The 12,036-nt window shown below is 55.6% G+C and carries 8 protein-coding genes and 2 pseudogenes; 9 read left to right on the forward strand and 1 reads right to left on the reverse strand.

Annotation, left to right across the window (positions count from 1 at the left end; translation table 11 throughout):
• The 8 genes and pseudogenes from M8006_RS14640 to tnpC all read left to right on the forward strand — a co-directional run.
• The coding region (locus M8006_RS14640) for an RHS repeat-associated core domain-containing protein (RefSeq protein ID WP_284047075.1) at positions 1–1,928 on the forward strand (1,928 nt) is incomplete at its 5' end.
• Positions 1,929–1,930: 2 nt separating this feature from the next.
• Positions 1,931–3,085 (forward strand): outer membrane protein assembly factor BamB family protein, encoded by a 1,155-nt coding sequence (locus tag M8006_RS14645; RefSeq protein WP_250083462.1) that lies wholly within the window; start codon positions 1,931–1,933, stop codon positions 3,083–3,085.
• 81 nt (positions 3,086–3,166) lie between these two features.
• A pseudogene (locus M8006_RS14650) lies at positions 3,167–4,078 on the forward strand (type VI secretion system Vgr family protein); the annotation flags it as partial.
• A gap of 321 nt (positions 4,079–4,399) precedes the next feature.
• Positions 4,400–5,137, forward strand: a pseudogene (locus tag M8006_RS18545) (Tle-like phospholipase domain-containing protein); the annotation flags it as partial.
• 116 nt (positions 5,138–5,253) lie between these two features.
• Positions 5,254–6,021, forward strand: coding sequence for an ankyrin repeat domain-containing protein (locus M8006_RS14655; protein WP_250083464.1), 768 nt, complete (start codon positions 5,254–5,256; stop codon positions 6,019–6,021).
• A gap of 234 nt (positions 6,022–6,255) precedes the next feature.
• On the forward strand, positions 6,256–7,737 hold the full coding sequence (locus M8006_RS14660) for an RHS repeat-associated core domain-containing protein (RefSeq protein ID WP_250083466.1): 1,482 nt from the start codon (positions 6,256–6,258) through the stop codon (positions 7,735–7,737).
• Positions 7,738–7,803: 66 nt separating this feature from the next.
• Positions 7,804–8,268: a hypothetical protein gene (locus M8006_RS14665; RefSeq protein ID WP_250083468.1), complete on the forward strand. Its 465-nt coding sequence runs from the start codon at positions 7,804–7,806 to the stop codon at positions 8,266–8,268.
• Between the two features lie 332 nt (positions 8,269–8,600).
• Positions 8,601–10,046: an IS66 family transposase gene (gene tnpC, locus M8006_RS14670; RefSeq protein WP_250083470.1), complete on the forward strand. Its 1,446-nt coding sequence runs from the start codon at positions 8,601–8,603 to the stop codon at positions 10,044–10,046.
• Positions 10,047–10,388: 342 nt separating this feature from the next.
• On the opposite strand, the gene M8006_RS18445 is transcribed toward tnpC, so the two are convergent.
• Positions 10,389–11,141: a hypothetical protein gene (locus M8006_RS18445; RefSeq protein ID WP_430886838.1), complete on the reverse strand. Its 753-nt coding sequence runs from the start codon at positions 11,139–11,141 to the stop codon at positions 10,389–10,391.
• Positions 11,142–11,241: 100 nt separating this feature from the next.
• Here M8006_RS18445 and M8006_RS14690 point away from each other — a divergent pair, with 100 nt between their 5' ends.
• A complete protein-coding gene (locus M8006_RS14690) occupies positions 11,242–11,928 on the forward strand; it encodes a TetR/AcrR family transcriptional regulator (RefSeq protein ID WP_250083472.1) in 687 nt (228 codons plus the stop codon).
• The last annotated feature ends 108 nt before the right edge of the window (positions 11,929–12,036 follow it).

Raw genomic sequence — 12,036 nt, forward strand, 5'->3', positions numbered from 1 at the left:
ACGACATGGATCGCCTCGCCAGCGAGACCGGCCCCGATGGCCGCGAGCAGCAGTACCGCTACGATGACGCCGGGCGACTGATCGAACGCATCGAAGCCAATCGCCCCGGCCCCGACGGCCAGCCGCTGGTGACACGTTACGACTATGACCAAGCCGGTAGACTGACGGCGCGCCACTTGCCCGCCACCGAACACGCCCCGGCCAGCACGGAGCAGTACCAGTGGGGCAATACTGTTTTGGGCAACACGGGCCAGCTACTCAGCGTCACCAACGATAATGGCGAGGTGACTTTTAGCTACGACCACGCCCAGCGACTGATCGGCGAACAGCAGCAACATGCAGGAAAGAGTGGTTGGAGCTGGCAACACCAGCACACCCTCACCGCCACCGGCGCGCCAGAGGCCAGCCAGTTCGGCGACCTCCCGGCGCTTAATTGGCACACCTACGGCAGCGGCCACCTGCACGGCATGAGCGCCCCCGGCCTGGATCTGGAAATCGCCCTGGAACCCGATGCCCTGCACCGGGAAACCCAGCGCCGTCTCAGCACCGGTGCCAATGCGCACAACCAACCTTTAATGCTGGAGCGCGGTTACACAGAGCTGGGCCAGCTGGATCACCTCACCCTGCGCAGCCCGGACACCACCAGCCAGCAAAGCTATCAGTACGACGCCCTGGGCCGGATGAGCTTCCGTAGCCTCGAAGGTGACTCCGCCTCTAAGGTGATTGCTTACAGTTACGACGCTGCCGGACGCTTGATCGGCAGCCAGCACGGCGACTACGCCCACCGCTATAGCGTAGACGCGGCCGGTAATCGGTTAGAGCAGGGGGCCGACAAGCAGCAAGGACTGACGGACAACCGCCTCACCCAACTCAACGGGGCGCGCTACCGCTATGACGGCGCCGGTAACCTGATCGAACGCCAACAACCCAACGGCGAACGCTTGACCCTGGGCTATGACGGCGCGAATCGCTTGGTACATCTCACTCACGCCAGCGAGCTAGGGGCAACCCGCGACGCCAGCTACCGCTACGACGGCTTAGGCCGCCGCATCAGCAAAACCGTACGCCACCCCAACGGCACCGCCACCACCACCCACTACGGCTGGGACGGCGACCGTATCGTACGGGAAGAAACAGACGACCAGCGCACCACCGTGGTCTACGAGCCGGGCAGTTTTGTGCCCATGCTCAGAATCGACGATACCCAACAGGGCCAGCTAGTCAGCGCCTATATCACCGACGCTCTCGGCACCCCCATGCAACTGGTCACCCCCAGCGGCCAACCCCGCTGGCTCGCCGACCCCGACGACTGGGCAGCGGTGAAAAAACAACGCGCCGTACGCCACCTCACCCAACCGATCCGGTTCCAAGGCCAGTGGCACGACGAAGAGAGCGGGCTTTACTACAACCGTCACCGGTACTACGACCCGCAGCAAGGGCGGTATATCAGTCAGGATCCGATTGGGTTGAGAGGTGGTACGAACCTTTATGGCTACGTGACCAATCCGACGGGGATGGTGGATCCGCTGGGGTTGAGTCCGAAATTTTCTAAAGTCTGGGTCATCGAGCAAGGTGTTTGTTATGTTGGAACAACGACTCGGGATGCTATGGAGGAACAAATAGGCGAGATCGACGATGATTGGAGAGCAGTAAACGAGCAAAACAGACAAAGCGATGAACGTTATTGCGAGCGACTAGAACAAAATCTTTTAGCTACTACTCGCGCTAGTGATGAAGAAATCAGCCGGAGAGTTAATCGCTGTATGGATGGTAACGCACACGAAGAAAATCGCAGAAGCCTGGAGATCACAGAAGAAATACGAGGTATTAATGAAGCTAACGAACCAACAACGAGAGTGATGAAAACACTATTTGAGCATTGCGACTTCCCAGCGACACCTCCTTGGAACGGAAAAAGGTCACGTTGATTATGTTGAATAAACATACCTGTGCAGTCTTGATAGCTACTGTTTTCTGCTGGCCTCTATTGGCATCGGGGGTAGAAAACCAAAACGAAGAACCAATCATAAACTGGGTTTTTGAAGCGCCATCAAGCTATACAAAAGAAGAATTTTTAAGTGTAGGTCTCAGTGGAGACGGTAACCCTATACAGTCTCCTATAATAGTGTCCGATGGCATGGTCTTTTTCTCGACATATGAAGGGACACTGTATGCCGTTGATGAGCATGATGGTTCACTAATATGGTCATCGGACGTATTTGACGAACGTGGCAGCAATATAGCACTAAATGAAAGTCTAATTTTTTTTGGAGAGGGGTTAATAACCGAATCATCTCGCACATATGGAGGTAAAGTCGTTGCTCTAAACAAGCACACAGGGGAGGAGGTTTGGTCATATAGTACAGATGCTTTTTCTGGAATTTGGGGCATCACAACACACGCTGGTAACGTTTTTTTTTCAACCAGAAATGAAGTTTACGCAGTAGATGCCTTGTCAGGAGAGGAGCGTTGGCAACTTTCTCCTGTCGATTTTTTTGGGGGGCTTTCCTCTAAAGACGGGTTAGTTTATTTCCAAGAGCGCACCACCGATGTCTATGCATTGGATGCAGTGTCAGGGGAAATTATTTTTTCCTACAAGAGCGACGTCGAAGCTAACTACAATCCTGGTGGGGTGGCTATAGCACTTCATGAAGACAATTTTATTTTCACCTCAGGCAATCGGGAGGAACCTTTTATTTACTCCTATAGCATTGATGGAACAAAAAACTGGGAAGCTCCCTTACATGGTATCTCTCGCTCTTCTGTCGTAGTGGATGATTGCTGCATCTTTCTGGGTACTGAAAAGGGCCAGGAGAGCAGCTTTCACTCCCTAGACTTGAACTCAGGAAAAAGCATATGGAGCCATGATAACGAAGGATTTGTTCGGCATACTCCCTTAATTCACGGCGGGAGGGTTTATCTTTCATATGCCGGGAATAGGGTCGTTGCGATGCACCGAGCGGATGGCCGATTAGCGTGGTCCTTTGAGATTGAAGGAGACGTATTTACGCCAATCGTTTCGTCGTCAAATGGCCTTTTATTTGGCACGTTTGAAGGGGCCGTATATTCAATCAAGGAGCCGTAAAACGTTGACTCATCACCGTTAAGTTTATCATTTGCCTACTGATTTAAGCCAAGGTATGGCCTCCCAAAAAGCTGCAGCCATGACAGTAGCGAGCAGATGACCCGCTATTATAACGAGCTGGTGATCATGCCCAAGGCGCAGATCTTCCGCCCGGTGCCCAATCCCAAGCCGCGTGTCGACGGCCCCCAGGTTGCCTTTGTGGTGGGGCCGGAAGGCGAAGAGATTTACTGCGACGAGTACGGCCGGGTCAAGGTGCAGTTCCCCTGGGATCGCTACGCCGAACCCAACGAGACCGCCAGCTGCTGGGCCGGCGGCGGCTACGGCAGCATGGCGATCCCGCGGATCGGCCATGAGGTGATAATTTCACATTTGGAGGCTGACCCGGACCAGCCGCTGATCACCGGGCGCACCTATCACGCGTCCAATACACCGCCTTATCCGCTCCCGGAACACAAGACCCGCACGGTGATCCGCACCCAGAGCCATAAATCGGCCGGCTTTAACGAACTGCGTTTTGAGGACGCCACCGACCAAGAGCAGATCTGGCTCCACGCCCAGAAAGACCTGGAGCTGCTGACGCTTAACGACCGCACCGAGGAGATCAAACGCGACAGCCACCTCAAGGTGCACAACGACCGCATCAGCGAGATCGATAACGACGAGCATCACACGGTACACCGCCACCGCTTTGAGCACACCGAAGGCGCCCAGCATTTAAGCGTGGAAGGCACCCTGCATATGCGCGCCGGAGAGGCTTGGCTAAGCGAAACTGGTCAGGAACTGCATATCAAATCGGGGCAAAAAGCGGTACTTGAAGCCGACGGTGAAATCACCCTAAAAGCCGGTGGCAGCTTTATCAAGATTAACGCCAGCGGCATTACCATCGTCGGCCCCCAAGTCAAAATCAATGCCGGTGGCAGCCCCGGTAATGGCAGTGGACAAACCGCCGTATCCCCACGGTTAGCAGGCGAGGCAGCACTGGAGGTCAGCGATAACGCCACCCTAGAACCACACCAAGATCCACTGCTTGAAAGTGCAGCCATTGCAGCAGCCGCCTGGATGGCAAGTCAGAATCAAGCAGAGCAGGAAGTAGACCCAAGCGCCAATATGGAAAGCGATGTAGAAGCACAGATGGAAAGCGAGACCGAAGCCGCGCTTCGCGAAAAAGCCCAGCGGTGGCAGTGCCGCCGGGAGCAAATAACCGCCGCGCGACAGAAAGCCAACCGTTTGTCTAAATACAGTGACCAGCGCGCGCACCTGTTAGCGACCGCAGAACGCTTTGAGCGCGATAACCTCGCCGTTGAGCATGCAAGACTGGCACAGCATGTGTACGGCCCAAGTCAGCCCGCGCCCATTGGGTGGGGTGATGCAAGTATGGGCCAAAATATTCTTGCTGATATGGAAATAGATCCAGACATGTTAAAACCAAAAGGAAGTGAATTCGGAGCTGGCCTTTACATGCCCGTTCCTGAAGTGTTTGGCGATGCTATTAACCCCACCCTGGCGTTTAAAGGCACAAACATGACCTCCTGGGAAGATTGGAAAAATAATGCGCAACAGGCTTTTGATACTCACTCTGAATATTATGAGAACGCCGTCGAATTAGGCCGCAATATTGATAGGTCAGGTGCCAAGGTGGATATGAGTGGCCACTCGCTGGGCGGTGGTATGGCATCTGCTGCTTCGCGGGCTAGCGGCATGGATGCCACCACCTTTAACTCAGCTGGCTTAAACCCGAAAACCGTTGAGCGGTATGGGGGCACCCTGCATATTCCTGAGCAAGAAAATATTGCCGCCTACCGCGTAAGAGGAGAAGTTCTAACCAATATGCAGGAACAAAATTCGGGGGTTGCGACACTTGGCATTGCCGGGTGGGGCCAACAACAGCTCGCAAAAAACTTACCTGACGCGGCAGGCACCCCTTATGAATTACCGGGACGCGGCATCAACCGTATAGATCGCCATAGCATGACGCAAGTGATTGACGGTCTGGAAGCTGAGAAAGCCTTTGATCAACGCCACCTTGCCGAAGCAACGGGGCGCTATTGCTAGCCGCCAAAGGGTACTTTATGCGGATCACGCACACGCTATTATTTTGCATGCGAATTTTAATCGTACTATTGGCAGGGCTACTGATCACGGGTTGCCAACCCTCTGAAGGAGTTTCTATGTCTCGCTCGTATACTGCCAGTGAATTTTTTACCGGCCCTCAGCTCGAAATGGCTAAAGCCATAGAACGCAATGATATGACCGCTCTTCGCCAAGGAGCTGAGCAAGGCATTGACCTCCATGCCCGCGGCGATAAACAGATCACCCTGATGTGGTTTGCGCTGCTGCAGGAGAATACCGATGCCGTTCGAACACTGGTTGAGCTCGGTGTTCATCCTGATGAGGGGGGGCATGAAGGTAGCGGAACGCCTATACACTTTGCTCTGAGATCATCGGATACCCGCTACCTGGAAGCCATGCTGGATGGTGGTCTATCGCCTAACGTTGGTGCCCTCAACTCTAGGGAACCTAACCCTTTTGAAAGAAGCAGTCCATTACTTTTTAGCGCAATTACCATGGGGACGCTCAACCACGTGAAGTTGTTAGTGCAGCACGGTGCGAATATTCACTTTCGAAAGCGTGATGGCCTAGGCTCCAGTATCTTTGACCATAGTACCCTTGGCACCAAGCCTGAAATAGCCATTTATCTTCTTGAGCAAGGGGCAGAACCCAATCCTCGTATGGAAAATGGCGTGACCACGGCCTGGGGAGTTCATAGAGTGCTTCAACGGCTTCAGCCAAGTCCGGTTCGTGATAAATTTCTTGAGCTACGCGATATGATGGTCGAACGCGGCGTTGAATTTCCGCCACCTTCGCCGATCGAAGTCCGCGAACAGATGCGTGCTGAAGGCTTAACGCCACGAGTACCGCCAGGGCATGATCATTAATCATTTCCTCCGTTGGGTCGGTGAAAGGGTCAGCTCATCAGCATTACCAACAACTACGGCGAAGCCCAGCGATTAATCGGCGAACAGCAGCAACATGCGGGCCTAGCAGGTGAGAGTGGCTGGCAGTGGCACCACCAGCACACCCTCACCGCCACCGGCGCCCCCGAAGCCAGTCAGTTCGGCGACCTATCCGCGCTTAACTGGCACACCTACGGCAGCGGCCACCTGCACGGCATGAGCGCCCCTGGCCTGGATCTTGAGATTGCCCTAGAACCCGATGCCCTGCACCGGGAGGCCCAGCGCCGCCTGAGCACCCGCGCCAATGCGCATAACCAACCATTAAGGCTGGAACGGGGTTACACCCATCTCGGCCAGCTGGATCACCTCACCCTGCGCAGCCCGGACACCACCAGCCAGCAAAGCTATCAGTACGACGCCCTGGGCCGGATGAGCTTCCGTAGCCTCGAAGGTGACTCCGCCTCTAAGGTGATTGCTTACAGTTACGACGCTGCCGGACGCTTGATCGGCAGCCAGCACGGCGATCATGCCCACCGCTATAGCGTAGACGCGGCCGGTAATCGGTTAGAGCAGGGTGTCGACAAGCAGCAAGGACTGACGGACAACCGCCTCACCCAACTCAACGGGGCGCGCTACCGCTATGACGGCGCAGGCAACTTGATCGAACGCCAACAACCCAACGGCGAACGCTTGACCCTGGGCTATGACGGCGCGAATCGCTTGGTACATCTCACTCACGCCAGCGAGCTAGGGGCAACCCGCGACGCCAGCTACCGCTACGACGGCTTAGGCCGCCGCATCAGCAAAACCGTACGCCACCCCAACGGCACCAAAGCCACCACCCACTACGGCTGGGACGGTGATCGCATCGTACGGGAAGAAACCGAGAACCAGCGCACTACCGTGGTCTACGAGCCGGGGAGTTTTGTGCCCATGCTGCGCATCGACGATACCCAACAGGGCCAGCTAGTCAGCGCCTATATCACCGACGCTCTCGGCACCCCCATGCAACTGGTCACCCCCAGCGGCCAACCCCGCTGGCTCGCCGACCCCGACGACTGGGCAGCGGTCAAAAAGCAGCGTGCCGTACGCAACCTCACACAACCGATCCGGTTCCAGGGTCAATGGCACGACGAAGAGTCAGGGCTCTACTACAACCGTCACCGTTATTACGACCCGCAGCAGGGTCGGTATATCAGTCAGGATCCGATTGGGCTCAACGGTGGTACGAACTTGTATGGTTATGTGACCAACCCGACGGGGATGGTGGATCCGTTGGGGTTGTTAGCTTGCTTCGGATTATGCATTGCTGGAGCAGTAGTTGGGGGGACTGCTGTAGTTAACTGGACAAGAAATTATTGGAATGAGCCTGTTTCAGATATTACTGATGTTAAAGATTGTACGGAGTTAAAACCGGAAGAGTCAATCTATCATCGCATGGGTGAAGGCAATGATGGAAATCGAAAATTTGTTTCCCCAAATGGCCGTAGTGAAGCAGTTTTTGATTGTAATGACGACCTTGTGACCGGTCCGGCTAATGCGGGAACTTATAACTTTTTTGGCCCACGTTTCATGGGCGGAGTTCCACATGGTGTTGCAGATGTACTTCCATACTATATGTTTAGAACTTCACCGTCAGACATGTTTAACCTACAGCGCTTCACAACCACGTACGATCATTTAACACAGGGAAAATAATCAATGCTAAAATCAAAAAACTTAACGCTCCTGTTATTGGTGATTTTCACGTGTCTAGGGTGCAACATGAAAACATATAAAAATTATGAATTTACAGAACCTGAGATTCACCTAAATACTGGTTTTATACATGCAAAGTTGCGCGGCACAGTGGAAAACATCGACAATGAAACTGGCATATACCACGCCCCATATGAAATGCTGCTTTGGTTTTCTTCTTCCACCGAACAGGACAGTAGCTGTTTAGTAAACGTGAATTCAATAGTTTTAAAAAACTTAGAAACCGAAGAGACTTTATTGATCTCAGAAAATTCTGAAACCACATTTAGGGAAGGGTCGGATGGTGTGTATACGGCATACTTCAATTATAAGAACTTAAACATACAGCACAATGATCATGAGTTAGCATTCTCGTACTCTTTTAGCAAAGATTGTGGGTTTGATCAGACATCGACTCCCGTCAGCATGATTTTTAAAAAACAGTATAGCGAAAGAAACATTTCTTTTTGGGATACGCTAATGGGCATTTGATTCGGAATTCAAGCAATAATCACAACATGGATGCAGCCCCCTTCACATTCACAGAAGAAGAGCGCTAGCTGCCTCGTCATTGATTGTGATACAGAGGAAATGAAGTGGCGCTATGCAATAGCGGAGCGAAGGTATAATAGCCGATGGTCATTTGTATTTTGGTAATAGTGCCACTCATCCATATGTATTGGAGTAGCCGCATAGTAATGCGTGTATAGATCTTCAGCACTGTAAATGATTAGTAACTATTCAGCATGTTCTAAGCTTTACTCGCCAACCTGCTGTTTCCTCTGGCATAGTAGTGCCATTCGGCAACTTTCTCATCCGGTGACATGACCATCAGTGATATTAACGTCGACGAGGCCCTGGAACGCGTCCGGCAGCAGCTCAAGGAAGACCACACGGTCTCGCCTTCGCTGCGCTCTGCCATCGATGTATTGATGCTGCTGGTCAAGCTGATGGCGGACCGGCTGGCGACCAGCAGTCGCAATAGCAGCAAGCCACCCTCGCAGGACCCTAACCGCCAGCGCCGCTCACGCACTAAAGGTAACCGCCGTCCCGGCGGTCAGCCAGGGCATGAAGGAACGACATTGGCACCGGTCGATCATCCTGACGACGTCGTTTCCTTACCGATTGATCGTCGCACGCTCCCCAAGGGGCGCACCTATTGCGCGGTCGACATCGAGAAGCGTCAGGTCAAGGATATCCTCATCCAGTCGATCGTCACCGAGTACCAGGCCGAGGTACTGGAAGACGACCTCGGGCGGCGCCATGTGGCGCCGTTTCCCGCCGACGTCACTCGCCCCATCCAATACGGCCCACGCCTCAAGGCGCATGTCGTCTATCTCTCGCAGTACCAGCTGCTGCCCTATGCCCGCATTCGGGAATTGCTGGCCTCCCAGTGCGATCTATGGCTAAGCACCGGCACGCTGTTCGCCTTCAACCAGGAGGCCTACCAACGTGCCGAGGCGTTTGCCGCGTGGGTCACCCCAGCGCTACGTGAAGCCGCGACCGTGCATGCCGACGAGACCGGTATACAGATCGGTGGCAAGCGCTACTGGCTGCACAGTGCCTCGAATGACGCCCTGACCTGCTTGGCGCCGCATGCCAAGCGTGGCCAGGAGGCCATGGACGCCATCGGCATCCTGCCCCACGTCCACGGGGTGCTAGTGCATGATCACTGGAAGCCCTATTACCGCTACACGGATTGCCGTCACGCGCTGTGTAATGCCCACCACCTGCGTGAACTGATCGGTGTCTGGGAAAACGACCCGCAAGCCTGGGCTAAGGCGCTGCACGATCTGCTGTTGGAGATGAACCACGCCGTTGATGCGGCGGGAGGCTACCTTTCGGCGGAGGAGGCCAAGCAGTGGCGAACGCGTTACCGACACTGCCTGGCGGAGGGTGACGCCGAATGTCCGCCACCGACGCCACCACCGCCCGGAAAACGCGGTCGTGCCAAACGCACCAAGGCACGCAACCTGCTCGAACGCCTCCAGGCGTACGAGGACGACGTGCTGCGTTTCCTCGAAGACCCCGCTGCGCCCTTCACCAACAACCAGGGGGAGCGTGACCTGCGCATGACCAAGGTTCAGCAGAAGATATCGGGCTGCTTCCGCGCGTGGGAAGGCGCGGAAATTTTCTGCCGTATGCGCAGCTTCCTCTCGATGGCGGTCAAGCAGGGCCTGGCGGCCCACACGGCACTGGAGCAGTTGTTTGCCGGTGAGGTGCCTGCGTTTTATGCGACAGGACGAAAAGAGTCAGGCAGCGTGAGCTGAACAGTTACAATATTAAAAACTAAAAACGCCTTGGCTCTCTCAAGCTAAGGCGTTGGTTTTCTATCCGTTTACCACCTATCCGTTCAGCGCTTCTTCCGTGATGGCTTCTTTCCGGCACTGGTCGGGGCGGTTTCCTTTTCGCCGCTGCCGCCATTGAGGAAGTGGGCACGCACCAGTTCCGAACTGAAGGATGTAGTGGTTTCGTTGGTCCCGACCCTGCTCACGTTCCGTGTAAAGCGCAATAGCTTTGGGGTCAGCTTCGGCCTTCCTGGAGCAGCTCAGAAAGGCCTTTGGCGTGCGGCGGGCTATCCCTAACCTTGTATAAAGTTTATCGATGGCCGTTCAGCGCCGGTGCTGGCAGTGGCCGTTGGCCCAGGTTTCAAAAATTACTCGGTCGTCGCCGAGCATCATCAAGGCAAACAGCCGCTCGGCAAGGCTTTCACAGCACGCGGTGCGCCGCGCGAGTAGCGGCGTCGTGGCCAAATCCAGCACCACGAAATCCGCCTCCATCCCTTCGGCCAACCGGCCAATATTCCCCTCTAGCGAGAGCACCCTGGCGTGGCTGGCGCCAAATAGCGCCAACGTCGTGAGGCTACCCGGAAAGACCTCAATCAATACGTTCACAAAGCCGCCGCAGCACTGGCCGCTGCGCCCACCGAGCGAAAACTTCAAGCGACATCCCCGTCTCGCCTGCGGCGAGTTTCTCGTGCGCTGGTCACTTGCGTTGCCAGCACCGTGGGGCAGGCCCTCACGCTGTAGCCGGTGGAGTGCGGCGTGCCAGGTCTCAGCGGCGTTCACGGCGCCTCCTGCGCGCGCAGTGCCTCGGCGGCAAGCAGCGCGGCCAAGGTGGCCGGTTGGAGAAAGCGCTCGCTGGGTGGTGTAACATTCGTCTGCGCCGCGCTCGCCTGCTCCGGCGCCTGGCGCCACCACGCATGGCGCAGCGCCGGGTGCTCGCTCATGGTCAAGGCGGCGTCGCGGATCGGCCGGTAGCCGGTGCAGCGGCACAGATTGCCGCCAAGCGCGGCTTCTAAGCGTTCGGGGGTCAACGGCGTGGGGCGCGCGGTGCGGCCGTCCGTTAAGCAGAAAGTCGATCATGGTATTAACTCACATGCTGACCAAATGGTCAGGAATATACCCAAGCATGGGTCAGTCCATACCACAATGCAAGTCTCGGGCCACCAAAGTAGGAGCCGATATGTCGCAAGACAACGCCGCCACTAAAACACCGGTTAGACGCAACGAGGCCACACGCGCACGCAACGAGCAAATGATCCTTACCGCCGCCGAGCATATCTTTTCCCGCCACGGCTATCGCGGCGCGAGTGTGCAGGCCATCGCCGAGGCGGCGGGGCTGCCCAAATCCAATGTGCTCTATTACATGGGCAGCAAGCAGGCGCTTTATGTGCGCCTACTCGCGCGGATGATGAAACGCTGGAACGCACTGCTCGACGATATCTCGGTAGAAGATGACCCCGCCGAAGTGCTGACGGCGTACATTCGCCGCAAGGTGGAACTCTCGCGCCGCCACCCGGAGGGCTCTCGGCTATTTGCCGCGGAAATCCTCGGCGGCGCACCCTTTTTGCAAGAGTACCTGCACGGCGAGCTGCGCGAATGGGTAGAAGACCGCGCGCGCGTTTTTGAACAATGGGCCGAACGCGGCCTGATGGACCCGGTTAACCCGGTCTGGCTGATTTTTCTGATCTGGTCGTCGACCCAGCACTACGCCGACTTCGAAGCCCAGGTGCTGGGCATCACCGGCAAAGACGCCCTCGACGAAGACGATACCGAGGAGATCACCGCTTTTCTAACCCGCATCGTACTGAAAGGCTGCGGCGTTCGGGAAAAAGGCAGGGCTATCGCAGTTGGGCGAACTGCTGAATGATGGTGAGTAAATAGTCGTCATCCCAACCGGCTTTCTTGCGTATTCCCTTTTTGGAGCCCGTCGAGGGCTCTCTCTCGGTGAGATTAAGCGCAAGTGTGCGCAAGAGCG

Origin of the sequence: Halomonas llamarensis, from assembly GCF_023555005.1 — a bacterium.
Taxonomy (GTDB): Bacteria; Pseudomonadota; Gammaproteobacteria; order Pseudomonadales; family Halomonadaceae; genus Vreelandella; species Vreelandella llamarensis.